The sequence below is a fragment of the Amycolatopsis sp. NPDC088138 genome (assembly GCF_044741685.1).
GTDB lineage: Bacteria > Actinomycetota > Actinomycetes > Mycobacteriales > Pseudonocardiaceae > Amycolatopsis.
The window spans coordinates 1,489,309-1,512,136 of record NZ_JBIUTB010000002.1; the positions used below are offsets into that span (position 1 = coordinate 1,489,309).

Annotated in this window: 22 protein-coding genes; 8 read left to right on the forward strand and 14 right to left on the reverse strand. The window is 72.2% G+C overall.

Translation table 11 applies throughout. From position 1 onward, the window contains the following. Positions 1 to 56: 56 nt before the first annotated feature. The gene (locus ACIOD2_RS14630; protein ID WP_400537824.1) at positions 57 to 1,001 is read right to left on the reverse strand and encodes a LysR substrate-binding domain-containing protein; all 945 of its coding nucleotides are present in this window, start codon (positions 999 to 1,001) and stop codon (positions 57 to 59) included. A gap of 84 nt (positions 1,002 to 1,085) precedes the next feature. Between ACIOD2_RS14630 and ACIOD2_RS14635 the strand changes: the two genes are divergently transcribed. Continuing rightward, positions 1,086 to 2,033 (forward strand): MBL fold metallo-hydrolase, encoded by a 948-nt coding sequence (locus ACIOD2_RS14635; RefSeq protein WP_400537826.1) that lies wholly within the window; start codon positions 1,086 to 1,088, stop codon positions 2,031 to 2,033. 200 nt (positions 2,034 to 2,233) lie between these two features. On the opposite strand, the gene ACIOD2_RS14640 is transcribed toward ACIOD2_RS14635, so the two are convergent. Further along, complete coding sequence (locus ACIOD2_RS14640; RefSeq protein ID WP_392777915.1) at positions 2,234 to 2,422, reverse strand: DUF5302 domain-containing protein; 189 nt, start codon at positions 2,420 to 2,422, stop codon at positions 2,234 to 2,236. An 82-nt stretch (positions 2,423 to 2,504) separates the two neighbouring features. Next, positions 2,505 to 3,461, reverse strand: a complete 957-nt coding sequence (locus tag ACIOD2_RS14645) for a winged helix-turn-helix transcriptional regulator (protein ID WP_400537828.1) — start codon at positions 3,459 to 3,461, stop codon at positions 2,505 to 2,507. A gap of 137 nt (positions 3,462 to 3,598) precedes the next feature. Between ACIOD2_RS14645 and ACIOD2_RS14650 the strand changes: the two genes are divergently transcribed. The 6 genes from ACIOD2_RS14650 to ACIOD2_RS14675 are packed head-to-tail and all read left to right on the forward strand — an operon-like array spanning position 3,599 to position 10,572. Then, positions 3,599 to 5,071 carry a carotenoid oxygenase family protein gene (locus ACIOD2_RS14650; protein ID WP_400537830.1) on the forward strand — a complete coding sequence of 491 codons (1,473 nt, stop codon included), beginning with the start codon at positions 3,599 to 3,601 and terminating at the stop codon, positions 5,069 to 5,071. Beyond that, positions 5,068 to 6,762: a class I adenylate-forming enzyme family protein gene (locus ACIOD2_RS14655; RefSeq protein ID WP_400537832.1), complete on the forward strand. Its 1,695-nt coding sequence runs from the start codon at positions 5,068 to 5,070 to the stop codon at positions 6,760 to 6,762. Before ACIOD2_RS14650 ends, ACIOD2_RS14655 begins: the two co-directional genes overlap by 4 nt. Positions 6,763 to 6,766: 4 nt before the next feature. After that, complete coding sequence (locus tag ACIOD2_RS14660; protein WP_400537834.1) at positions 6,767 to 7,954, forward strand: acetyl-CoA acetyltransferase; 1,188 nt, start codon at positions 6,767 to 6,769, stop codon at positions 7,952 to 7,954. Further along, on the forward strand, positions 7,951 to 9,057 hold the full coding sequence (locus ACIOD2_RS14665) for a thiolase family protein (protein ID WP_400537836.1): 1,107 nt from the start codon (positions 7,951 to 7,953) through the stop codon (positions 9,055 to 9,057). Before ACIOD2_RS14660 ends, ACIOD2_RS14665 begins: the two co-directional genes overlap by 4 nt. Beyond that, positions 9,054 to 10,061 (forward strand): LLM class F420-dependent oxidoreductase, encoded by a 1,008-nt coding sequence (locus tag ACIOD2_RS14670; RefSeq protein ID WP_400537838.1) that lies wholly within the window; start codon positions 9,054 to 9,056, stop codon positions 10,059 to 10,061. Before ACIOD2_RS14665 ends, ACIOD2_RS14670 begins: the two co-directional genes overlap by 4 nt. Further along, positions 10,054 to 10,572 (forward strand): pyridoxamine 5'-phosphate oxidase family protein, encoded by a 519-nt coding sequence (locus tag ACIOD2_RS14675; RefSeq protein WP_400537840.1) that lies wholly within the window; start codon positions 10,054 to 10,056, stop codon positions 10,570 to 10,572. Before ACIOD2_RS14670 ends, ACIOD2_RS14675 begins: the two co-directional genes overlap by 8 nt. A 201-nt stretch (positions 10,573 to 10,773) precedes the next feature. Here ACIOD2_RS14675 and ACIOD2_RS14680 read toward each other — a convergent pair whose 3' ends face one another. Together ACIOD2_RS14680 and ACIOD2_RS14685 are read right to left on the reverse strand one after the other, a co-directional pair. Further along, positions 10,774 to 11,166 carry a hypothetical protein gene (locus ACIOD2_RS14680; protein WP_400537842.1) on the reverse strand — a complete coding sequence of 131 codons (393 nt, stop codon included), beginning with the start codon at positions 11,164 to 11,166 and terminating at the stop codon, positions 10,774 to 10,776. 81 nt (positions 11,167 to 11,247) lie between these two features. Then, positions 11,248 to 12,114 (reverse strand): alpha/beta fold hydrolase, encoded by an 867-nt coding sequence (locus ACIOD2_RS14685; RefSeq protein ID WP_400537844.1) that lies wholly within the window; start codon positions 12,112 to 12,114, stop codon positions 11,248 to 11,250. Between the two features lie 67 nt (positions 12,115 to 12,181). Between ACIOD2_RS14685 and ACIOD2_RS14690 the strand changes: the two genes are divergently transcribed. Then, complete coding sequence (locus ACIOD2_RS14690; RefSeq protein WP_400537846.1) at positions 12,182 to 12,922, forward strand: TetR/AcrR family transcriptional regulator; 741 nt, start codon at positions 12,182 to 12,184, stop codon at positions 12,920 to 12,922. A gap of 120 nt (positions 12,923 to 13,042) precedes the next feature. Here the strand turns inward: ACIOD2_RS14690 and ACIOD2_RS14695 are convergent, their stop codons facing one another. From ACIOD2_RS14695 to ACIOD2_RS14735, 9 genes are all read right to left on the reverse strand, one after another. Next, positions 13,043 to 13,693 carry a TetR/AcrR family transcriptional regulator gene (locus ACIOD2_RS14695; protein WP_400537848.1) on the reverse strand — a complete coding sequence of 217 codons (651 nt, stop codon included), beginning with the start codon at positions 13,691 to 13,693 and terminating at the stop codon, positions 13,043 to 13,045. Positions 13,694 to 13,774: 81 nt separating this feature from the next. After that, positions 13,775 to 15,466: a flavin monoamine oxidase family protein gene (locus ACIOD2_RS14700; RefSeq protein ID WP_400537850.1), complete on the reverse strand. Its 1,692-nt coding sequence runs from the start codon at positions 15,464 to 15,466 to the stop codon at positions 13,775 to 13,777. Further along, positions 15,463 to 16,218, reverse strand: coding sequence for a carbon-nitrogen hydrolase family protein (locus ACIOD2_RS14705; RefSeq protein ID WP_400537852.1), 756 nt, complete (start codon positions 16,216 to 16,218; stop codon positions 15,463 to 15,465). The genes ACIOD2_RS14700 and ACIOD2_RS14705 overlap by 4 nt, the downstream gene beginning before the upstream one ends. Beyond that, positions 16,215 to 17,606, reverse strand: a complete 1,392-nt coding sequence (locus tag ACIOD2_RS14710) for an amino acid permease (RefSeq protein ID WP_400537854.1) — start codon at positions 17,604 to 17,606, stop codon at positions 16,215 to 16,217. The genes ACIOD2_RS14705 and ACIOD2_RS14710 overlap by 4 nt, the downstream gene beginning before the upstream one ends. A gap of 470 nt (positions 17,607 to 18,076) precedes the next feature. After that, a complete protein-coding gene (locus ACIOD2_RS14715; protein WP_400537856.1) occupies positions 18,077 to 19,360 on the reverse strand; it encodes a histidine kinase dimerization/phospho-acceptor domain-containing protein in 1,284 nt (427 codons plus the stop codon). A gap of 2 nt (positions 19,361 to 19,362) precedes the next feature. Beyond that, entirely contained in the window at positions 19,363 to 20,073 is a 711-nt protein-coding gene (locus tag ACIOD2_RS14720; protein ID WP_400537858.1) for a response regulator transcription factor, read from the reverse strand. A 35-nt stretch (positions 20,074 to 20,108) separates the two neighbouring features. Continuing rightward, positions 20,109 to 20,783, reverse strand: a complete 675-nt coding sequence (locus ACIOD2_RS14725) for an IclR family transcriptional regulator (RefSeq protein WP_400537860.1) — start codon at positions 20,781 to 20,783, stop codon at positions 20,109 to 20,111. Between the two features lie 54 nt (positions 20,784 to 20,837). After that, positions 20,838 to 21,650 (reverse strand): sugar phosphate isomerase/epimerase family protein, encoded by an 813-nt coding sequence (locus ACIOD2_RS14730; protein WP_400537862.1) that lies wholly within the window; start codon positions 21,648 to 21,650, stop codon positions 20,838 to 20,840. Next, a complete protein-coding gene (locus tag ACIOD2_RS14735) occupies positions 21,650 to 22,783 on the reverse strand; it encodes a dihydrodipicolinate synthase family protein (RefSeq protein ID WP_400537864.1) in 1,134 nt (377 codons plus the stop codon). Before ACIOD2_RS14735 ends, ACIOD2_RS14730 begins: the two co-directional genes overlap by 1 nt. Positions 22,784 to 22,828: the final 45 nt, after the last annotated feature.

Sequence of the window (22,828 nt, forward strand, 5' to 3'; positions counted from 1 at the left end):
CGCCGATAGACTGGACAGGGGACGCCCCCCAGGGATGGGCGGGGGCACGCCGCAGATCAGCTGCGCTCGTAGAAGACGTCCCACGGCCGGGCCCCGCTCGGATCCGGTGGCACGATCCGCGAGACACCGTCGCCGCGCAGGACTTCCGCGGCGATCGCGGCCAGGGTCGCCGCCTGCGGGTGCGGGCTCGACGACGGCCACGCGAACGCCATCCGCGCGTCCAGCTGGTCCTTCAGCGGGCGCCAGACGACCCGGGGTTCCTTGCGGGCCGCCGGTTCGAACGCGACGCCGTGCCCGGCCAGGACCAGGCCCAGCGCGAACTCGGGGTTGCGGGCGTGGCGCACCGCCGCCGGGCGGAAGCCGTGCTCCCAGCAGGTGCGCAGCAGCGCGTCGTAGCTGCCGGGCGCGGCCGCGCGCGGGGCGTGGACCAGGCCTTCACCTGCCAAATCGGCCAGGGCGAGTGAAGCGCGGCGGGCGAGCGGCGAGTCGCGGGGGAGCACCACGCCCAGCGGTGTGTCGATCGCGGGCCCGAGGTCGAGCCCGACGATGTCCACCGGCAGTTGCAGCAACCCGGCGTCCAGCTCGCGGTCGGCCAGCAACCGGGTCTGTTCCGCGGTGGTCAGCTCCTGCAGGTCCAGGCGAACGCCCGGGCTCTGCTCGGCGAACGCCGTCAGGATCGCGGCCAGCACCCGGCCGGGCAGCTCCGGCGGCACCCCCGCGCGCAGCGCGTCCATCTCGCCGCGCTCGGCCTTCGCGACCAGCGCCGTCATCCGGTCCCAGCGAGCGAGGAGGTCGCGAGCCTCGGTCCGCAGCACCTCGCCGGCTTCGGTCAGCGTGACGCGGCGGCCGCGGTCGAACAGCTTCGCACCCAGCTCGGCTTCGAGCCGTTTGATCCGCTGGCTCAACGGCGGCTGCGCGATGCCGAGCCGGTCGGCGGCGTGACCGAAGTGCAGTTCCTCGGCGACCACGAGGAAGTAGCGCAGCGAGCGAAGGTGGTCCACGCTGCGACAATAGCCGTTTACATATCGACATGCCGACGTGCCGATCTTGGACAGCCGCGCCGGACTCGTGATCGGGTGGCGGCCATGAACACAGGACTCAGCAGGCGCGGGCTGTTCGGCGCGGGCGCGGCGGCGGCCACGATCCTGGCGGGGATGTCCACCGCTTCGGCGACCACGCGGGGGACGTCGCAGATGACGTTGCGGTGGTGGGGGAACAACGGCTGGGAGGTCCGCGTGCCGGGCTCGACCGGCACCAGGACGATCCTGATCGACCCGTGGCTGACCCGGTTCAAGACCGGGACCTACACGCCGGCGGGCGCGGACCCCAAGACACCGCTCTCGGTGAACAAGGCGCTGATCGACGGTTACGTCGACCGCGGCGAGCTGCGCGCGGACCACATCCTCGTCACCCACGGCCACTACGACCACCTGACCGACGTCCCCTACCTGGCGAAACGCACCGGAGCGACGGTGTTCGGGACCGAGACCCATTTGAGTCTCATGGCCGCGCTCGGCGCGCCGGAGGACCAGCTCGCGATCGCGAGCGGCGGCGAGGACCTGACCTTCGACGGCTACTCGATCCGGATCTTCCGGTCCCTGCACTCGGCGACGGGCGAGCGGGCGCGGGTACCGTTCCCCGGCTCACGGCCGCTGTCCCGGCGGGACAAGCCGAAGGTCATCGAGGACCTGTACGAGGGCGGCACGCTGGCCTACCAGGTGACCGGCGGCGGGGCGAGCGTGCTGGACTTCGGCGGCTCGAACTACGTCGAGTCCGAGCTGGCCGGCCTGCGCCCGGACGTCGTCCTGGTCCCGGCGGGCGGCGCGAAGGTGACGCAGTACGTGCCGCGGCTGCTGCGCACGCTGGGCAACCCGCGCTACGTGGCGGCGACCCACTGGGACGACTTCGACCTCCCGCTGGGCCAGGAGAAGGACCCCAACGGCGGCCTGGCGACCCTGCGCGCCGCGGTGGCGGCGGCGAGCCCGGCCAGCGAGTTCGTGGCCCTGGACCACCTGGGCACGTTGGTCCCGTAGCCGTTGTCCACAGCCTTGTCGTGATGTGGACAGCCGGCCTGCCCAGCGGCTTTCCGACCGGTTCCGTCGGTGGCCGCCGATAGACTGGACAGGGGACGCCCCCCAGGGACGGGCGGGGGCTGCTCGTCGCTATCTCTCTCTCCTGAACACACCGAAGGCCCCCATCGCGGGCGATGGGGGCCTTCGCAGTCGGGGAGTGCTCAGCCGCTCTTGCGGCGGAAGGTCCGCTTGTTCGCGGCCGGACCGTGGGCGTGCTGGTTCTTGCCGCCGCCGCTCTCGTGCGACGCTCCCGATCGGGCGTGCGCCTGCTTGCGCTCCAGCGCCTCGCGGAACTTGCGCTTGACGTCGTCCTCCTCCTCGCCGCTGGGCGAGGGATTCGGTTCACTCATGCTTACCTCCGGAACTGACGACGTGTGACCCCTCCAGCCTGGCAGTGGGAGGGGCCCTTGGCGAGTCGATTTGGTCACGCGGTCAGCGTTTGGGCGTGGGCACCCCGCCGAACTGCACGGACTTGCGGGTCAGCGGGCGGCCGCAGTGGTCGCACAGGAGGATCGGCTGCAGCCGGTTGCCGCATTCGACGTGGCTCAGCGTGATGTCGGGCTCCTGGCCGGCGACCTCGAAGCCGCGCGACCACTCGGCGATGAACGCCAGCGCCGGGAAGAACGCCAGGCCCTTCGCCGTCATCCGGTAGTCGCGGGCGTCCGTGCGGGTCTGCGCCGTGCCGGTGCGCAGCACGCCGACCTCGACGAGCTTGCTCAGCCGGGCCGAAAGCACGCTCGGCCCGATGCCCAGCTCGCGCTCGAACTCCGAGAAGTGGTGGCAGCCGAGCAGGGCTGAGACCAGCAGGCCGGTCGACCAGCGGTCGCCGAGCAGCTCCATCGTGTCCGGGAAGAACATCATCGGGTCGCCGGCCAGCGATTCGGCGTCCTTGCGGCGGAAGCGCTTGGACGCCGTCGCCGCCGCGACGCCGGTCGAGTCCAGCCGCGACGCCCGGACGTCACGCGCGTCGACCCGGCGGCCGCAGGCGCCGCAGCCGAGTGGCGCTGATGTAGCCAGCTCGCAGTCGAGGTGGATCAGCGTCGGCAGCACCTCACGGCGGCCGTCGACCCACTCGCGTTCCCAGGCCCAGATCGAAATCAGCAGCGGCCACAGCTCCAGGCCGCGCTCGGTGAGCCGGTACTCGTGCCGCGTGCGGCGGGCGTCCCGGTAGGGCACGCGCGTGAGCATGCCCGCCTCCACCATGTCCCGCAGGCGCCCGGACAGCGCGGTCGGCGAGATGCCCAGGCGCAGGCGCAGCTCCTCGTAGCGCCGGAAACGCAGGAAGAGGCTCTGCAGGATCAGCAGCGTCCACTGGTCGCCGACCAGTTCGAGCGCCCGGCGGAGGGGATCCCCCGCGGGCCTGACCCGCTGTGCAGTCGCTTCCGTCACCTAATTCCCCCTTGTTACTTCGTCGCCCAGCGTACACCTGGCTACAGTAAAAGAAGCCTATTGACACCTGGCTACACAAATCATAGTCTCGTCTCCATCAGCCAGCGCGGTGAGCCCGAGATCCAGGGAGAAGCCCGATGACCAGCACCTCCGAACAGCCGCTGATGGTGGCCCGTACGGCGGACGCGGACGAGGCCAACCCTTACCTCCTGGGGGTCTACGCCCCGGTCGGCACCGAGATCGACGCGGAAGACCTGCAGGTCATCGGTGAGATCCCGAAGGACCTCAACGGCGTCTACCTGCGCAACGGCCCCAACCCGCGGTTCGCCCCGGAAGGCCGCTACCACTGGTTCGACGGCGACGGCATGATCCACGCCGTCCACCTGGAGAACGGCAAGGCCCGCTACCGCAACCGCTGGGTCCGCACCAAGGCCTTCGAGGCCGAGTCCGAAGCCGGCAAGGGCCTCTGGACCGGCGTCATGGAGAACCCGAAGGGCAACCCGTTCGGCAACGGCCACGGCCTGGGGCTGAAGGACAACGCCAACACCGACGTCGTCTTCCACCGCGGCCGCGTCCTCGCGACCTGGTACCTGTGCGGCTCGCCGTACGGGATCGACCCGCTCTCCCTGGAGACGCTGGGTGCCGAGGACTTCCTCGGCACGCTGGTCGGCGACATGATGGCCCACCCCAAGGTGGACGAGGCCACCGGCGAGCTGTTCTGGTTCGACTACGGCCCGCGCCCGCCGTACCTGCGCTACGGCGTGATCAGCGCGGACGGCCAGGTCGTCAAGACCACCGAGATCGAGCTGCCGGGCCCGCGCCTGCCGCACGACATGGCCATCACCGAGCACTACGCGGTGCTGATGGACCTGCCGCTGGTCCAGGACCTGCAGGCCGCGAAACAGGGCCGGCACAAGCTGCACTTCGACCGCTCGATGCCGAGCCGGTTCGGCGTGATGCCACGCTACGGGAACGGTAGCCAGATCCGCTGGTTCGAGGCCAGCCCGTGCTACATCTACCACGTCGTCAACGCCTGGGAAGAGGGCGACGAAGTCGTCCTCGACGTCTGCCGCGTGAGCAAGCCGCAACCGCGGGCCGACGCCCACACACCGCTCGCGAAGATGCTCTCCTACCTGCGGCTGGACGCTCAGCTGCACCGCTACCGCTTCAACCTGCGGACCGGCGCGTGCCACGAGACGCCGCTCGACGACGACAACACCGAGTTCCCGACCGTCGACTCCCGAGGTGTCGGCGCGCGGAACCGGTACTCCTACACGGTGCACATCTCGCCCGAGTCGACGCTGAAGTTCGACGGGCTCGTGCGCTACGACAATCTTGCCGGCTCCAAGACCGAATACCGGTTCGGTCCCGGCCGGTGGGGCAGTGAGGCGCCTTTCGCACCCCGCGATGGCGCATCCGTCGACTCGGCGGACGGTTATCTGGTGACGTTCGTGCAGGACGAGCGTGAGGGACGCTCGGAACTGGACATCTTCGACGCCGCCGATCTCGCTGCCGGACCCGTGGCCAGGGTCCTGCTTCCCCAGCGTGTCCCGCTCGGTTTTCACGCGACCTGGGTCCGGGCGGACCAGCTGGAAAATCTCCGTTCATGAGATGCCATCGAGAGGGTCGTGCCCGGGATCTCCGGGCACGGGGATGGTGGAGTGCGGAGACGATCGACCGGCTCGTGAAGGAGCGGGTAGGTGCCGACCCGGAGGGTCTCGCGCTGGTCGATCCACCGAACACCACCGCACTGGTCGGACGCGACCCGGTGCGGTGGACCTGGAGCCGGCTCGACGAACGTGTCGACGTCCTGGCCGCTTTCCTGCTCGCCAGAGGGGTGCGAGCAGGTGACGTGGTGGCCGTGCAGTTGCCGAACTGCTCGGCCTTGGTCCAGGCGTTCCTCGCGATCGTGCGGATCGGCGCGATCGTCACCCCGTTCCCGGTGTCCTACCGGGAGCACGAGATGGGCCCGATGTGCCGGCGCACCGGGGCTGTCGGGGTGGTGACCGCATCCAGATACGGCGAGCACGAGCTCGCCGGGGCGGCCCTTGGGCTAGGCGCTTCGGCGCCGTCGGTCCGGTTCGTCGTCGCCCGGGGGGACGACGAACCGGCCGGCGCCCTGGCCTGGCCCGAAGAACCACTGTCCACGGCGGACAAGTCCGTATTGGACGAATACCTGTCCACACTGGACGTCGACGTCAACGACTGCGTGACGATCTGCTGGACGTCCGGCACCGAAGCCGAACCCAAGGCGGTGCCACGCTGTCACGGCGACTGGCTCGCCACTGCGGGCGGCTGCACGCAGGCCGCCGGCATCACGAGCGACGACGTCCTGCTGTCGCCGTTCCCGATGACGAACATGGCCGGCATCGGCGGGATGTTCCTGCCGTGGCTGCAGACCGGCGCGGTGTTCGTACCGCACCACCCGTTCGACCTGCCCGTGTTCCTCGGCCAGCTCGCGGCCGAGCGCGTGACCTACACGCTCGCGCCGCCCGCGCTGCTGACCATGTTGCTGCACAACGAGAAGATCCTGTCCGGAGTGGACATCTCCGCCCTGCGGAAGATCGGGTCCGGGTCGGCGCCGCTCTCGCCGTGGCTGGTGCGCACCTGGGCCGAGCGGTACGGGATCGACATCATCAACTTCTTCGGCTCGAACGAAGGCACCGCGCTGCTGTCCGGCCCGATCGACATGCCGGACCCCGGGCAGCGCGCGAGCTTCTTCCCGAACTACGCCTCCGACGTCACCTGGTCGACCCCGGTCGCCGGCTGGACGTCGGTGCGGCTGCACGACCCGGTGACCGGTGAGCACGTGACCGAACCCGGGCACCCCGGCGTGCTGCACATCGCCGGGCCGACCGTCTTCGCCGGATACCTCAAGCAGCTGGGCGAACCGCTCGACACCTCGGCCTTCGACGACGACGGGCACTTCCGCACCGGCGACGTCTTCGAGGTCGCCGGTGAACGCGGCGAATTCCTGCGGTACGTCGACCGCGCGAAGGACCTGGTCATCCGGGGCGGGATGAACATCTCGCCCGCCGAGGTCGAGGGCCTGCTGGCCGGGCACCCGGACGTCGCCGACGTCGGTGTCGTCGGCGTGCCCGACGACGTGATGGGCGAACGCGTGTGCGCGGTCGTCGTGCCGGGCGAGCGCAAGCCGTCGCTCGAGGACCTGGTGGCCTACCTGCGCGAGCGGAAGGTCGCCGCGTTCAAGCTGCCGGAACGCCTGGAGTACGCGGACGCCTTGCCCCGCAACCCGGTGGGGAAGATCCTGAAACGGCAGCTGCGGGAGAGTCTGGAGTGAGGCCATGACGGTGTTCGTGCTGGGCGGGGCGCAGACCGACTTCGCGCGCAACTTCGCGAAGGAGGGGCGCGGGATCCTCGAGATGTTCGCCGAGGTCGTGCCGGCCGCCCTCGCGGACGCCGGTGTGTCGGCGGCGGACGTCGGCGTCGCGCACGTCGGCAACCTCGCCGCGGAGCTGTTCACCGGGCAAGCGCAGCTGGGCGGGCTGCTGGTGGCGGCCGTCCCGGAGCTGGACGGCGTGCCCAGCACCCGGCACGAAGCCGCGTGCGCGTCCGGCAGCACGGCGGTGCTCGCCGCCTGCGCCGACCTGGAGTCCGGCCGGTACGACCTCGCGCTGGTCGTCGGCGTCGAGCTGATGCGCAACACCGACGGGCAGAGCGCCGCCGAACACCTCGGTTCCGCCGCGTGGGCCGGTCACGAAGCCGTCGACGCGAAGTTCCCGTGGCCCGCGCTGTTCGCCGACGTCGCCACCGCCTACGACGCGCGGTACGGACTCGACCCCGCGCACCTAGGCCTGTTCGCCGAGCACGCTTTCGCTTGTGCGGGGCGGAATCCGCTGGCGCAGGCGCGGGACTGGAAGTTCCCGGACGGCGCCTTCGGACCGGACGACGAGCTGAACCCGGTGATCGAGGGCAGCCTGCGCAAGCAGGACTGCGGCCGGATCACCGACGGCGCCGCGGCCGTCCTGCTGGCCTCGCCGGCGTTCGCCGAACGCCTCGGCGGCGACTTCCCGCGCATCGCCGGGTTCGGCCACCGCACCGCGCACATCGGGCTCACCGAGAAGCTCTCCACCGGCGGCGAGTACCTGTTCCCGCAGCTGCGCGGCGCCGTCGTCGACGCCTACCGGCGCGCGGACGTGGCCGGGCCGGACGCGCTCGACGTCGTCGAACTGCACGACTGCTTCACGATCACCGGGCTCGTCGCGCTGGAACACCTCGGCGTCGCACCGCCGGGTGGCGGCGGCCGGTTCATCGCCGACGGCGGCCTCGACACCGCCGGGATCAACCCGAGCGGCGGCCTGCTCGGGCTCGGCCACCCGGTCGGCGCCACCGGCGTCCGCATGCTGCACGACGCGGCGCGCCAGGTCACCGGGACGGCCGGGGAGACCCAGGTCGAGGGCGCGCGGACGGCGTTGACGTTGAACGTCGGCGGCTCGTTCACCACGGTCGTCACGACCATCGTGACCCGATGACGGCTTCGGTACTGCTGACCGTGCGCACGCCGCGCGGCAAGGCTTCCCCACGCGGCGGCCTGGCTTCGGTGCCGCCGCTGGACCTGGTCACCACGCTTCTGGACGCCCTGGTCGCGCGCGGTCTTGATCCCGCCGCGGTCGATCAGGTGATCCTGGGTTGTGCCTCCCAGACCGGCGAGCAGGGTGCGAACCTGGCGCGGACGGCCGTGCTGGCCGCGGACTGGCCGGTGTCGGTGGCCGGGATGACGGTCAACCGGTTCTGTTCGTCCGGTTTGGACGCGGTCGCCCTGGGTGCGGCGCTGATCCGCGCGGGCGAAGCCGAGGTCGTGGTGGCGGGCGGGGTCGAGTCCGTCTCGCGCGTCCCGATGTTCACCGATGGTGGTCCACTGTGGACCGAGGAACGGTTCGGTGCGGGCAACATGGGCATCGCGGCCGACCTGGTGGCGGCCGACGAAGACTTCGCGCGTGACGAACTCGACGCTTACGGCCTCCGTACACAGCAACGAGCCGCCGCGGCTTGGAAGGACGGCCGCTACGACGCGTCGCTCGTCCCGGTGGCCGGGCTGACGCACGACGAGCACGTCCGGCCGTCGACGTCCGCCGAAGCGCTGGCCGAGCTGCCGTCGTCGTTCGGCGGGCTGCACACACGCGGGACGTCACCTTCGCTGGCCGACGGCGCCGGGCTGGTCCTGCTGGCCTCCGACGCGGCCGCGTCGCGCCTGGGGCTGGCGCCGCGAGCGAGCGTGCTGGGTTCGGTGACCGCGGGCAGCGACCCGATCCGGATGCTGCTGTCGGGGCAGCTGGCCGTCTCGCGGCTGCTGGAGCGGCACGGCGTGCGACCGTCCGAAGTGGACGTCGTCGAGTTCGCCGAGGCGTTCGCCGCGCTGTGCCTGAAGATCCAGCGCGACCTCGGCTTCGGCGACGACGTCTTCAACGTCAACGGCGGCACGATCGCGATGGGGCACGCGTTCGGTGCCACCGGCGCGATCGTGCTGGCGGGTTGCGTCGACGAGCTGGCGCGCCGCGGCGGGCGTTACGGTGTCACGGCGGTCAGCGGAGCCGCGGGATCGGGAACGGCGGTACTCGTGGAGCGTGCGGCGTGAGGCTTTCGGTGTCACTCGGCCTGTGGCAGGACCGCCCGCCGGAGGAGGCCCTCGACACGGCGCGCGCGGCGGACGCGGCCGGGTACCCGGAGCTGTGGATCGGCGAGATGGCGACGTGGGACGCGTTCGCCCTGGGCACGGCGATCGGGTCGGCCACTTCTCTTGCGCTGACGTTCGGGCCGCTCGCGGTGACGGTGCGGGACCCGGCGACGATCGCGATGGGCGTCGCCTCGGTCGCGGCGCTGACCGGGCGTGACACCGGTGTCGCGCTCGGGACGTCCAGTGACGTCGTGGTGCGCGGCTGGCACGGGCGCTCCCGCGACCGCGCGGCGACGGCGCTGGAGGAGTCCGCGGTGGCGGTCCGCCAGCTGATCGGCGGCGCCAAGTCCGCGGTGGACGGCTCGGTGGTCGGCTCACAGGGTTACCGGCTGCGGTTGCCCGCGCCGAAGTCGTCGTTGACGATCGCCGCGTTCGGCCCGCGCGCGTTGGACGTCGCGGCCCGGCACGCCGACCGGATGGTGATCAACCTGGTCAGCCCGGCGGCCGCGGCCTCGCTCGTCCAGGGACTGCACGCGGCGTGTGAGCGGGCGGGGACCACGCCGCCGCCGGTGGCCGCCTGGGTGGTCGGCGCGGTGGACCCGTCGGAGGCCGCGATCGAGCAGCTCCGGCGGGGTGTCGTCGGGTACCTCGCCGCGCCGGGCTACGCGGACATGTTCCGCGCGGAGGGGTTCGGCGACCTGGTCGACTTCGCGCGGACGCGCCCGCACCCGCGTGAGCTGCTGGCGGCCGTGCCGGCGGAGGCGATCGCGGCGGTCGGCCTGCTCGGTTCGCGGGACGCCGTCGCACGGAAGATCGCCGACTTCGCCGCGGCGGGCGTCGACGAACTGGCGATCGTCCCGGCGGCTTCGGACGACGATCCCGGCGGCGCCCGGACCCTCACCGAAATTTTCTCGGCGGTTCGTGTCGATCCGGCGTCACGTCGTTCGACGCGTAGTCATGACTGAGCCGACGAAGACCAAGAACCTCGCCCAGGGCGGCTTCGCTCCGCTGGAGTGGAGCCGCGCCCGCGACATCCTCGCCACCGACAGCCCGACCGCCGACCTGACCTTCTTCGTGGCGACCGTCCGCCCCGACGGGCGGCCGCACTCCGCGGGTGTCGGCGGCGTGTGGGTCGACGACGCCCTGTACTTCAAGGCCGGGCCGGGCACCCGCCGGGCCAAGAACCTGGCCGGGAACCCGGCCTGCGTCGTTTCGGTGCGCCTGCGCGGCATGGACCTGACGCTGGAAGGCGAGGCCGTCCGCGTGACCGACCCCGCCACCGTCGAGCGCGTGGCGGCGGCCTACGCCGAGGGCGGCTGGCCCGCCACCGCGGTGGACGACACCCTCACCGCGCCGTACAGCGCGCCGAGCGCGGGCGCGCCGCCCTGGCACCTCTACCGCCTCACCCTGCACCGGGCCATCGCCGTCGCTTCCGCCGAACCCAACGGCGCCACCCGCTGGGACTTCGCGCACTGAGGGATTCGCCGACCCGACACCGTGTCGTCCCTCCCATCACGCGTGTCGACCCCCCAATCACGCGTGTCGACCGTCCGATCACGGGAGCCGGCGCCGGGATCACGACCTGCGGGTGCCGGTGTGGCGAATTCGCGTGACGGAGGAGTCAACTCGCGTGATTGAAGGGTCGACACGCGTGATCGGGAGGACGACACGGCGTCGTCAGGTGGGTGATGGGGAGCCGGGGACCAGTGCGGGCCGGGGCTCGGCTGCGGCCTCCGGGCGGCGGGGTGCCGGGATCCGCACCGGTGTCCGGGAGAGGACGGCCGTGAGGTGACCCAGGGCCAGAGACCCGGCCAGGATGAGCGCGGACCAGGCCGAGGCGGCGTCGAAAGCCAGCTCGCCGAAATGGCCCAGGATGAACCCCGCGTCCAGCGCCCAGGCGACCGCGAGCACGCCGAGGGCGGCCGGGAGAGTCGTCCAGCGGGCCGTCGCCAGCACCACCAGACCCAGCGTGACCAGCGCGTACCACGGACTCGGGCCGGCGATGTGCGCCGCGATCACGGCGGCCACCGCGGCCACGCAGCCGAACGGGAACCCGAAACCACCTGTCATGCCGCCAGTGCACCGCCGCCGGCGGCCGGCAAGAGGACTCAGGACGCGTTCCCTACGCCCTGACCACCCGTTTTTGACGCCTTATTGACCCGTCACGCGCCCGATCGCCTCGGCCAGCTCCGGCCAGACCACGCGCGGCAGGTTGTGGCCCATCCCGGGGATCACGAGCAGCTCCGCGCCCGGGATCGCCGCCGCCGTCGCCTTGCCGCCGCTGACGTTGATCAGCGGGTCGGCGTCGCCGTGGACGACCAGGGCCGGCAGGCGGACGTCGTGCAGCCCGGACGTCCGGTCGCCCGAGGCCATCACCGCCGCCGCGTGGCGCAGGGTGCCCACCGGGTGGCGGGCGCGGTCGAAGTGCAGGGTCGCCTTGGCCAGCAGGAACGCCTCGTCGTCCGGGTAACCGGGGGAGCCGAGGCGCCGGTAGCCCTCGACGCTGTCGGCCAGCGCCTGCTCGCGGGTGGTGGCCGGCGGCCGGGTCAGCACCGCCAGCGCCCACGGCTCGGCCTGCCCGACCGCCGGGTCGCCGGTGGTCGACATGATCGACGTGACGCTCAGCAGCCGGTCCGGGTGGTCGATCGCCAGCTGCTGCACGATCATCCCGCCCATCGACGCGCCCACGACGTGCGCCTTCGCGATGCCGAGCGCGTCGAACAGCCCGACGGCGTCGTCCGCGAGGTCCGAGAGCCGGTACGGCGCCGTCGACAGATCGCCGGCGAAGAGCGCGCCCAGGTCCGGCGCGGGCAGGTCGTCGAGGTACGTCGAGAGCCCGACGTCCCGGTTGTCGTAGCGCACCACGAAAAAACCGCGGTCCGCGAGCAACCGGCAGAAATCGTCCTCCCAGGTGATCATCTGGGCACCCAGGCCCATCACCAGGACCAGGGGCGGAGCCGCCGGATCGCCGAAGGTGCCGTACTCGAGCTCGAGACCGTTGGCCTGTGCGCGTGCCATGCCCCGATCTTGCCCCAGACTTGCGTCGCTGGCATCGCCCCGCCCCGTGCGGTTACCGTAACGCCCCATGCCGACCACATCGGGTACCGGAGAACGTCCCCGGTCGAGGGCCGCGGCGGGACTGCCGGCGATCACCGCCGAAAAGGTCGTCAGCGCGGCGACGCAACTGACCGCCGAAGCCGGCCTCGACAACTGGACGCTGCGGCAGCTCGCGAGAGCCGTCGACGCCTACCCGGCGGTCATCTACCACCACGTGGGCGACCGGGACGCGGTGGTCAACGCCGTGGTCGACCGGGTCGTCGGCCTCCTGCGGCTGCCGGACCCGGAGCTGCCGTGGCAGGAGTGGTTCAAGGACCTGCTCGCCGAGCTGCGCCGGGTGCTGCGGACCTACCCGGGCTGCGCGCGGCGGCTCGCGCTGTTCGGCCCGTCGGTCGACGCGGCCACCCGCAGCATCGACGCCGGGGTCGGGGTGCTGCTGGCCGCCGGCTTCGGCCGCGAGAGCGTGCTCGCCTACAACACGCTGGTGATGACGGCCTGCCAGTTCGTCGCGATGGAGGACGACCGCGAGTCGGCGCTCGCGCTGCGGATCGACAACACCGAGACGTACGCGACCTACCGCGAGCGCGCCGACCTGCCGGGGATGGCCGAACTGGGCTCGGCGATGCACGACCTGATGGGCGACCCGGACCTCGCGGCGGGGTACTACGAGCAGCTCTACGACTACGCCGTGCACCGCTGCCTCGACGGGCTCGCGCACCGGCTGGAAGAGCTGCGTGACCAGGGCTCCAACGGGTTGACAGCGACTTGACAGAGCCCCGGCGTACCGTGAGCTTGCGTCGGTGGTTCGTCCATCGACCCGAAGCCCCCGGCGCCCTCCTCCCCCTCGTGGCGCCGGGGGCTTCGGTCTGCCTGTGAGCCGGCCGTGACGTCAGCCGGGCTCGCCCCGGCGCGGGGCCGGCGGCTGCTGCTGGATCGCCGGGAAGATCTCGCCCACCAGCGTCACCAGTGACTTCGACAGCAGCAGGTGCACCTGCTCCCGGGTCAGCGAGCCGCGCACGAGCCATTCCCGCCCGGCCGACTTCACCATCCCGCCGAACGCGCGCACGAGCGCGTTCAGCTCGGGTCCGTGCTCGCTCTCGCTGGACAGCCCGACGGCTTCGAGCACCCGGTCGGCCGATTCCCGGTCGGCCTCTTCGAGGATCCGCTCCACCTCGAGGTCACGGCCGATGCCTTCGGGCGCGATCGCGGCCAGCCACATCCGCTCCTGGCTGGTGACCATGTCGAGGAACCAGTCGATCGCGACGTCGGCCCGCAGTTCGAGCGGCCCTTCGGGCAGGATTTCGACGGCCAGCCGCGGCACGGTCAGCGCGCGGCGGATGATTTCCAGGTACAGCTCGCGTTTGGTGCCGAAGTAGTGGTTGATCAGTCCGCGCGCCACACCCGCCGCGGCCGCGATGTCCGAAGTGGACACTTCCGAGTAGGGGCGGTCACCGAACAGCCGTGCCGCGCAGGTGAAGATCTGTTCCTTCCGTTCGTCCGGTTCCAGTCTTCGCCATCGCGGCGCCGGCTCGGTGTTCATGCGTCCTATCGTCGCATGACCCGTTGAGCCAGGCAGTTCAATCTCCGGCGATGGCAGATGGGGGACCACGATCGGGGCACGTCAGTCCGGCAGCGTGAGGGGCGCGATGTCGGCGAAGCCGTCGCCCGGGCCGGGGTTCGCCGGGTCCGTTTCGCCGCCGAAGTGGTGCAGCACGCCCCACACCGCGTTCAGCGCCGTCTGCACCGCGCCTTCGGCCCAGCCCGCCGTCCACGAGACGTCGTCGCCGGCCAGGAACAGGCCGCGGTAGCGCTCCGGGAGCTCGTCCTGCATGAAGTGGGTGAAGAGCCGGTGCTGGTAGCGGTAGTGCCCGGGCAGGTTGGCTTTGAACGCACCCATGAAGTGCGGCTCGGCCTCCCACGACACGGTCACCGGGTCGCCGATGATGTGCCGCCGGACGTCGACGCCCGGGTAGATCTCGCGCAGCGACTGCAGCATCACCTCGACGCGCTCGCCGACGGTCAGCGGCAGCCACTTCAATGAGTCGTCCGCCCAGGTGTAGGACAGGCAGATGACCGCGGGGGACGCCGGGTCGTCGCCGAGCAGGTAGGTGCCGCGCGGCATCCGGTCGGTGAGCGTCATGCTCATCGTGTCGCGCCCGGTCACCGGGTCCGGGTCCAGCCAGAACGGCCGGTCCACCGGCACGAACACCTTCGACGACTCCATGTAGTGCGTACGCTCGATCGCCGTCCAGTGGTCGATCGGGAACAGCGCTTCGTCGCATTCGATCTTCGACAGCAGCATCCAGCTCTGCGCGGTGAACACGGCGGCGGGGAACGTCCGGATGTGGCCCTCGGTGTCGGTCACGGTGATGTTGTTCGGCGCGGTGCGGTGCAGCCGCGTGACGCCGGGGTTCGGCCGGCCGCCGTGCAGCGTGCTCAGGCTGGTGCCCGCGGGCCAGAAAGCGATCTCCGCCGGCACGTGCTCCCACAGCCGGACCGGCAGCTGCCGGCTGCCGCCGACGATGCTGCGGTGCTCGTCATCGGCGCCGGTGTAGACCACGCGCAGGATCTCCAGGATGGAGTTCGGGAAGTCGGTGTCCCAGCCGCCGGTGCCGAAGCCGACCTGGCCGAAGATCTCGCGGTTGCGGAACGAGGCGAACGCGGGGGAGTCGCACAGGAAGCCGTAGAACGTCTGGTTGTCCAGCTTCGGGACGAGCTCGTTCCACAGCCGCTTGATCGTCTTCGCGTCGCGGTCGCGGATCGCCGTCTGCATCTCGGCGAACGACGCGTGCTCGGCCAGCGTCCGGTCCCAGGCCGCGGCGACCTCGCCGAACACCGCGGGCAGGTCGGCCGGCGTCCGCGCGTAGTGGCTCTGCCCCTTGAGGTCGACGACGGTGCTCGGCGTCCCCGGCGCGAGCGGGTTCGGGAACGGCGTCGTCGTCAGCCCGACCTTGTCGATGTAGTGGAAGAGCGCGGTCGAGGCGGGCGGGAAGCGCATCGCGCCCATCTCCGCGACGACGTCGTCGGGGCAGCCCGGGAACCGCACGGTGCGCAGCCGGCCGCCGATTTCGTCGATCTCGTAGACGACCGGCCGCAGGCCCAGCTTCATCAGCTCGTACGCCGTGACGATGCCGGAGAGGCCGCCGCCGATCACGGCCACCTCGGTGCCGTGGCGTTCGGGCGGCACCGAGCCCAGCCCGGCCGGGTGGGCGAGGTGGTCGTCGTAGGCGAACGGGAAGTCGGGGCCGAACATCGTGATCGGGCGGCCCGCCGGTTCGTCGTGGTGGATCGCGGTCGGGACGGCGGAGGTCATGCGGTGGTTCCCCGGTACAGGTCGGGCCGTCGGTCGGCCAGGTGGGTGTTTTCGAGCCGGGACGCGACGAGCGCGTCCCGGGTGATTTCGGCGTGGACGAGCGCGGGCCCGGCACCGGCGCGGGCCAGCACTTCGCCGGTCGGCGCGACCACGCAGGACCGGCCGCAGTAGGTGAGTTCCCGCTCGGTGTCGCACCGGTTCGCGTAGGCCACGAACAGCTGGCTTTCGTAGGCGCGGGCGGGCACCAGCGTGTCGGCGACCAGCTCGTACGGGCTCATCAGCGCGGTCGGCACGACCAGCAGCTCGGTGCCGCCGAGTGCGTGCGCCCGTACCATCTCCGGGAACTCGACGTCGTAGCAGATCAGCAGCCCGACCCGGACGCCGCCGAGGTCGGCCTGCACGACGGCTTCGGTACCCGGGGTGAACCAGTCCTTGTCGATCGCGCCGAAGAGGTGCGTCTTGCGGTAGTTCGCCAGGCGCCGTCCGGTGTTGTCGATCAGCTGGACGCTGTTGAAGACGTGGTCGCCGTCGGCCTCGGGATAACCGTAGGCCAGCGCGGCGCCGGTTTCCCGGGCCAGCGCGGACATCCGGGCCGCGGTGGGCCCGTCGGCGGGTTCGGCGAGTGCGTGCGTGCGCGCGCCGATGTGGTAGCCGGTGGTGATCATTTCGGCCGCGACGACGAGGTCGGCGCGGGACGCCGCGACGGCGTCAGGCAGCTCGGCGAACGGGCCCTGGTGGACGGCGACCCTCATGACAGCCGCGACTTCCGGATGCCGTAACCGAAGTAGATCAGCAGGCCCACGGCCATCCAGGCGCCGAAGACGACCCAGGTGGCGCCGTCGAGGCTGAACATCATGTAACCGCAGCACAGCACCCCGAGGATCGGGGTGACCGGCGAGAACGGCACGCGGAACGTGCGCGGGGTGTCCGGCTGGCGGCGTCGCAACAGCAGGACGGCCACGTTGACCAGGCCGAACGCGAAGAGCGTGCCGATGCTGGTGGCGTCGGCGAGCTTCCCCAGCGGGATGAACGCCGCGAGCACGGCGACGAACCCGGAGACGACCAGGGTGTTGGTCCGCGGCGCTCCGGTCTTGGCGTCCACAGTGGACAGCGCCTTCGGGACGAGCCCGTCGCGGGACATCGCGAACAGGATGCGTGTCTGTCCGTAGAGGACGGTCAGGACGACGCTGGAGATCGCCACGATCGCGCCGACGGCCAGCAGCGCGGCCCACAGCTTGTTGTCCGACACCGCCGCGAGCACGTGCGAGAGCGCGGCTTCCTGGCCGTCGAACTGCTGCCACGGCAGCGCGCCGACCGCGGCCACGGCGACCAGGCAGTACAGCACCGTGACGATGCCGAGCGAGAGCAGGATCGCCCGCGGCAGGTCGCGCTGCGGGTTCTTCGCCTCCTCGCCGGCGGTCGACGCCGCGTCGAAGCCGATGTAGGAGAAGAACAGCTTCGCCCCGCCAGCGCTCATCCCGGCCAGGCCGAGCGGCAGGAACGGCGAGTAGTTCTGCGCCCGCACGGCCGTGAACGCGATCGCGCAGAACAGCACCAGCGTGGCGATCTTGACCACGACCATGATCGTGTTGGCTCGCGCGCTCTCCTTCGCGCCCGAGAGCAGCAGCACCATCGCGAGCAGCACGACGGCGATGGCCGGCACGTTGACGATCCCGCCCGAGCCCGGCGGCTGGCTCAGCGCGTCCGGGATGGCGATCCCGAAGACGAGCCGCAGGAGTTCGTTGAGGTACTGGCCCCAGCCGACGGCCACCGACGCCACCGAGACGCCGTATTCGAGGATCAGGCACCACCCGCAGACCCAGGCGACGAGCTCGCCGAGCGTGGCGTAGGCGTAGGAGTAGGACGAACCGGACAGCGGGATCATGCCGGCGAGCTCGGCGTAGGACAGGGCGGAGAAGAGCGCGGTGATCCCGGCGAGCACGAACGACAGCACGACCGCGGGCCCGGCCACCGGGACCGCTTCGCCCAATACGACGAAGATGCCGCTTCCCAGCGTCGCGCCGATGCTCAGTGTGGTGAGCTGGCCCAGGCCGAGCGAGCGCTTCAACGTGCCATGATCACCTTCGGCGATCAGGTCGGCGACCGGTTTCCGCCGCACCGTCGCGGCTCGCAGAGTCATGCCGACGACCGTATCCGCCGTCGTGGGAGCGCATAACAGGGGAACATTGCGCGTAAAGATGAATCACAGGTGATTCATTGCACAACGCGGTCCATTCGTGGCGAATCATTCCATCGGGTTCGGTGTGCTGAGACGGGCATCACGCGTGCCTCGATGGGCATCACCCGTGATTGGCGAGGCATCACGCGTGACTGGGAGGGCATCACGTGATTGGAGGGGCATCACGTGTGTCTGGAGGGGCATCACGTGTGATTGAAGGGCCATCACGTGTGATTGGGAGGGCATCGCCCGTGATTGCGGAGACGACACGCCGATGCCCCTCGGATCACGAGTGATGCCCGGTGGATCACGGGTGATGCCTGGTCGGGCACGAGTGATGCCTGCCGGATCACGGGTGATGCTCGGCAGGGCGAGGTGCTGCCAGGCGAGGCGCGGGAGCGTGGCTGGTGGGGCGCGGGTGCCCCGTTCCGTCAGGGTGGGGTGGCGGCGGGGAGGAGCAGGGTGAACGTCGGCGGGGACGGGCGGCTCAGGCGCAGCCGGCCGCCCTCGGCTTCGGCGAGGCTGCGGGCCAGGCGCAGGCCGATGCCGTGGCCGCCGGCCGCCGTCGCGAACGGGTCCGTTTCGCCGAGGCCGGGGCCCTCGTCGGCGACGTCGATGGCCAGCGCGTCCCCGGCGTCGCGCGCCAGCACCGTGACCGTGCCGCGCCCGTGCGTCGCGGCGTTGTCCAGCAGCACGCCGAGCACCTGGCGGACCGCGGCGGCGGCCGCGCGGGCCGGCGGCGGGTCCTCCCGGGTGATCCGCATCGCCCGCCCGTGCGGCGCGAGCAGCGCCTCCCCGGCCTGCCGGACCTCTTCGAGCAGGACGTCGAGCGCCAGCTCGGCCCGCGGCGCCCGGCGTTCGCGGCCCAGGGCCAGGAGGTCCTCGATGGTGCGTTCCAGCCGGTCGGCGGACGCGATCCCGGCGCGGATCGCCGCGTGCGGGTCGCTCCCCGGGGTCTCCAGCGCGGCTTCGAGCTGCAGCCGCAGCCCGGTCAGGGGCGTTCGCAGCTGGTGGGACGCCACCGCGGAGAACGCGCGCTCGCGCTCGAGCGTCTCGCCGATCCGCGTCGCCGTGGCGTCGAGAGCCTCGCCCACCTGGTCGATCTCGGCGATGCCGGCTCGGGGGCCGCGGGCGGTGAAGTCGCCATCGCCGAGCCGCTCCGCCGCCGCGGCGAGCTCCTCCAGCGGCCGGACCAGCCGGGACGTCGACCGCCGGGCCATCAGCCAGCTCGCGCCGATCGCGGCCACCGCCAGCGCGGCCATGGTGAGCCAGGTCAGCCCGATCCGCAGGTAGAGGTCGGACACCGGCAGCGCGGCACGCACCACGCCGATCGTGCGCGCCCCGTTGACCACCGGGACGGCCAGGACCAGCTCGTCGCCCTGGCGGCCGGTCACGACGTCCTGGGTGCCCCTGGCCGCCTGCAGCTCGATCGCGCCGCCGGCGGACGGCCCCTGCCCGGCGAGCAGGCGTCCGTCCGGGGCGTAGACCCCGACCGTCCCCTCGCCTTCGTCGCCGTCGAGCGGCGGGACGACCGGGGGCAGCCCGGCGGTCAGCTCGTGGGCGACGGCCAGCGCGGCGGCGTCCGCGGCACGCTCCAGGTCCGACGTCGTGTCGTCGCGGTAGTACCGCATCACGGCCAGGCCCAGCGGGAGTGCGAACAGGACGGTCGCCACCAGCGCGGCCAGCACCGTCAGGGAGATGATCCGGCGGCGCACGGCTACCTTTCGGCCACGGTCCGGGCGGGGTCCTCCAGGCGGTAGCCGTGCCCGCGCAGGGTGGCGATCCGCGGGGCCTCGGCTCCGGCGCCGGCCGCCGCGCCGAGCTTGCGGCGCACCGCCGCGATGTGCACGTCCAGCGTCTTCGTCGAGCCGTACCAGTGCGCGTCCCAGACCTCGGCCATCAGCGTCTCGCGGCTGACCGCGACGCCGGGCTGCTCGGCCAGCCGGGCCAGCAGGTCGAACTCCTTCGCACGCAGGACGACCTCCTGGCCGTTGACGCTGGCGCGGCGGCTCGCGACGTCGACGGTCAGCCCGCCGACGGTCACCGGCGGCCGGGCCGTGACCGGCGCGCCGCGGCGCAGGTGCGCGCGCACCCTGGCCAGCAGCTCGCCCAGCCGGATCGGCTTGGTGAGGTAGTCGTCGGCGCCGGCGTCCAGGCCGACGACGACGTCCATCTCCTCCTGCCGGGCGGTCAGGATGACCAGCACCGTGGCGGGCAGCGCGACCCGCAGCAGGCGGCAGACCTCGACGCCGTCCAGGTCGGGCAGGCCCAGGTCGAGCAGGACGAGGTCGTACTCGCCGTGCCCGGCGGCCTCCAGCGCCGTCCGGCCGTCACGCCGCCAGGACACCTGGTAGCCGTGCAGGCGCAGGGTCGAGTCGAGCACGCTGCCGATCGCCGCGTCGTCTTCCACCACCAGCAGGTTCGGCATGCAGGGCAGCCTAACCGGACCGCCGCCAATCCACGTCAGGGCTGGTCGGGACGGGTGCCGAAGCCGATCCGGGAGACGCGCCGCGCGGCGCCGGTCACGGCCGCGGCGAACCCGTCGGCTCGCGGCCCGGTGAACCGCGTGGTCGGCCCGGTGATCGCGAGCGCGGCGAGCACCCGCCCCTCGCCGTCGTGCACCGGGGCGGCGACGCTGGACGCCCCGGCCTCCGGTTCGCCGTGGCTGGTCTCGGCGCCCCCGGTCGCGGCCGGGGCGAGCACCAGGCCCACCGCGCCGCAGGTCAGGGGCAGCTCGTCACCCACGCGGCCGACGTGCCGGATGGCCTGCGGGCCCTCCTGCTGGGCGACGCAGACGAGCACCTCGGTGCTGCGGACGTAGAGCCCGGTCGTTTCGCCGCACTCCAGCGCCAGCTCGCGCAGGACCTGGCGCACCGGTTCGGGCAGCTGCCACGCGGTGTTCGCCAGCTGGGCCCAGCGCAGCAGGCCCGGGCCGACGGTGACCCGCCCGTCCGGGCGCGTCCAGAGCAGGCCGCGCTGCTCGCAGGTGGCGACCAGCCGCAGCACGGTGGTCTTGGCCAGGCCGCTCGCCGCGGTGAGGTCCTTCACGGCCCAGGTCCGGCGGTGTTCGGTGAAGAGCGCGAGCAGGTCGAAGGTGCGCAGCACGCTGCGGACCGCGCCGTCGTCGTCCGTCTTCACCCAGCGACCCCCCCGTCCGCCTGACGGCTTCAGGGTATCCACGGACGGGGGTGTTCAAGCCACGTGTCGCTCGAACGCCACGAGGGTCTCGGCCAGCACGTCCGCGCCGGGCCGGGCCCACAGGTCGCCGTTGAACACCTCGACCTCGATCGGGCCGGTGTACCCGGCGGCCTCGACGCGGGCGCGCAGGTGCCGGTGGTCGATCGGGCCGTCGCCCGGCAGCGCCCGGCCCAGCAGCGGGTCGGGCAGCGGCACGAGGACGTCGCACACGTGGAACCCGGCGATCCGCCCGGCGGCCGCGGCGATCGACTCCTCGATCCGCGGGTCCCACCACACGTGGAACTCGTCGACGATCACCCCGACCTGCTCCACCGGGTGCTCGAGCGCGATGGCCAGCGCCTGGTCCACTGTGGACAGTACGGACCGGTCCGCGCACTGCATCGGGTGCAGCGGTTCCAGGCCGAGCCGCACCCCGCGTTCCCCGGCGTAGGGCGCCAGCTCGCCGACGGCGTCCGCGACCCGCTGCCGGGACGCCTTGAGGTTGTTGCCCGCGACCCCGCCGACCACCAGGACGAGGACGTCGGCACCCAGCGCGGCGGCTTCGTCGATCGCCTCCCGGGTCTGCGCCACACCGTCCACAGGGGACCCTTCGGGCGTCACGCCGGTGAAGAACCCGCCGCGGCACAGGGAAGAGACGTGGACACCGTGCTCCTTCAGCAGGCGCGCGGCCTCGTCGACGCCGGTCTCGGCGACCTTGTCGCGCCACAACCCGATCCACCCGACACCCGCTTCGGCGCACCCGGCCACCGCCTCGGGCAGCGACCAGGCCTTGGTGGTGATCTGGTTGAGGCTGAACCGGGGATCCATCACGCCACCCCGGCGGCCAGCAGCAGCGGCCGCATCCGGGCGACGGCCAGGTCCGGGTCGGCCAGCACCCCGGCCTCGTCGGCGAGCCGCAGCAGGGTGGCGAGGTGCGTGATCGTGCGCGCCGACTCCTGGCCCGCGATCATCCGGAAGTGCTCCTGGTGCCCGTTGAGGTAGGCGAGGAAGACGACGCCGGTCTTGTAGTGCCGGGTCGGCGCGCGGAAGATCTCCCTGGCCAGCGGCACGGTCGGGTCGAGCAGCGCGGCGAACCCGGCGCGGTCGCCGTCGTCGAGACGGGCGAGCGCGGCCCCGGCGACCGGTGCGATCGGGTCGAAGATCCCGAGCAGTGCCTCGCTGTGCCCGTGTTCGTCGCCCGCGATGAGCTCGGGGTAGTGGAAGTCGTCGCCGGTGTAGCACGCGACGCCGCCGGGCAGGGCCCGCCGGAACTCGGTCTCGACGGCGGCGTCGAGCACGGAGACCTTCACCCCGGCCACGGTGCCGGCGTGCTCGGCGCAGAGCGCGCCCAGCTCGCGGGCCGCGGCCCGGACGTCGTCGTGGCCCCAGTAACCGGCCAGCGCCGGGTCGAACTGCTCACCCAGCCAGTGCAACAGCACCGGCCCGCCGGCCTCGGACAGCAGCTTGCCGTAGGCCGCGTGGTAGTCGTCCGGGCCGGACGCCGCCGCGGCGAGTGCCCGGCTGGCCATCACGACCGGCACCGCGCCCGCGCCGCCGACCAGGTCGAGCTGCTCCCGCCAGGCGTCCACAATGGACGCGATCGTGGCCGGGCCGCCGGCCAGCTGGTCGGTGCCGACGCCGGCGACCCACGGCCGCCCGTGCGCGGCCGCGCCGGTGCGCGTGACCAGTTCGCGGGTCGTCGCCCAGTCGAGGCCCATTCCGCGCTGCGCGGTGTCCATCGCGTCGGCGACGCCGAGCCCGCACGCCCAGAGGTGTTCGCGGAAGGCCAGCGTCGTGTCCCAGTCCACGGTGTAGGGCTCGTCGGCCAAGGCATCGGCCACGACGTGCGCGGCGGCGTAGGCGATCCGCGACGTCGGCGGGGCGGCCGGCGGCGAAGGCGGTCTCGGTCCGGACGGCGACCACGTCGTGAGCCCGCCGCCGGAGGTGGGGAGCACGAGCACGGGAACCTCCGGGGGTCGTCAGAAAGCGCTTTCTCACCGGCTACG

Bases quoted from the DNA above. Each gene is read 5' to 3' on its own strand.
- ACIOD2_RS14675 (WP_400537840.1), top strand. From the start codon at position 10,054: ATGACTGAGCCGACGAAGACCAAGAACCTCGCCCAGGGCGGCTTCGCT.
- ACIOD2_RS14730 (WP_400537862.1), bottom strand. From the start codon at position 21,650: ATGGATCCCCGGTTCAGCCTCAACCAGATCACCACCAAGGCCTGGTCG.
- ACIOD2_RS14680 (WP_400537842.1), bottom strand. From the start codon at position 11,166: ATGACAGGTGGTTTCGGGTTCCCGTTCGGCTGCGTGGCCGCGGTGGCC.
- ACIOD2_RS14690 (WP_400537846.1), top strand. From the start codon at position 12,182: ATGCCGACCACATCGGGTACCGGAGAACGTCCCCGGTCGAGGGCCGCG.
- ACIOD2_RS14635 (WP_400537826.1), top strand. From the start codon at position 1,086: ATGAACACAGGACTCAGCAGGCGCGGGCTGTTCGGCGCGGGCGCGGCG.
- ACIOD2_RS14720 (WP_400537858.1), bottom strand. From the start codon at position 20,073: ATGCCGAACCTGCTGGTGGTGGAAGACGACGCGGCGATCGGCAGCGTG.
- ACIOD2_RS14655 (WP_400537832.1), top strand. From the start codon at position 5,068: ATGAGATGCCATCGAGAGGGTCGTGCCCGGGATCTCCGGGCACGGGGA.
- ACIOD2_RS14650 (WP_400537830.1), top strand. From the start codon at position 3,599: ATGACCAGCACCTCCGAACAGCCGCTGATGGTGGCCCGTACGGCGGAC.
- ACIOD2_RS14705 (WP_400537852.1), bottom strand. From the start codon at position 16,218: ATGAGGGTCGCCGTCCACCAGGGCCCGTTCGCCGAGCTGCCTGACGCC.
- ACIOD2_RS14685 (WP_400537844.1), bottom strand. From the start codon at position 12,114: ATGGCACGCGCACAGGCCAACGGTCTCGAGCTCGAGTACGGCACCTTC.
- ACIOD2_RS14700 (WP_400537850.1), bottom strand. From the start codon at position 15,466: ATGACCTCCGCCGTCCCGACCGCGATCCACCACGACGAACCGGCGGGC.
- ACIOD2_RS14660 (WP_400537834.1), top strand. From the start codon at position 6,767: ATGACGGTGTTCGTGCTGGGCGGGGCGCAGACCGACTTCGCGCGCAAC.
- ACIOD2_RS14640 (WP_392777915.1), bottom strand. From the start codon at position 2,422: ATGAGTGAACCGAATCCCTCGCCCAGCGGCGAGGAGGAGGACGACGTC.
- ACIOD2_RS14665 (WP_400537836.1), top strand. From the start codon at position 7,951: ATGACGGCTTCGGTACTGCTGACCGTGCGCACGCCGCGCGGCAAGGCT.
- ACIOD2_RS14695 (WP_400537848.1), bottom strand. From the start codon at position 13,693: ATGAACACCGAGCCGGCGCCGCGATGGCGAAGACTGGAACCGGACGAA.
- ACIOD2_RS14710 (WP_400537854.1), bottom strand. From the start codon at position 17,606: ATGACTCTGCGAGCCGCGACGGTGCGGCGGAAACCGGTCGCCGACCTG.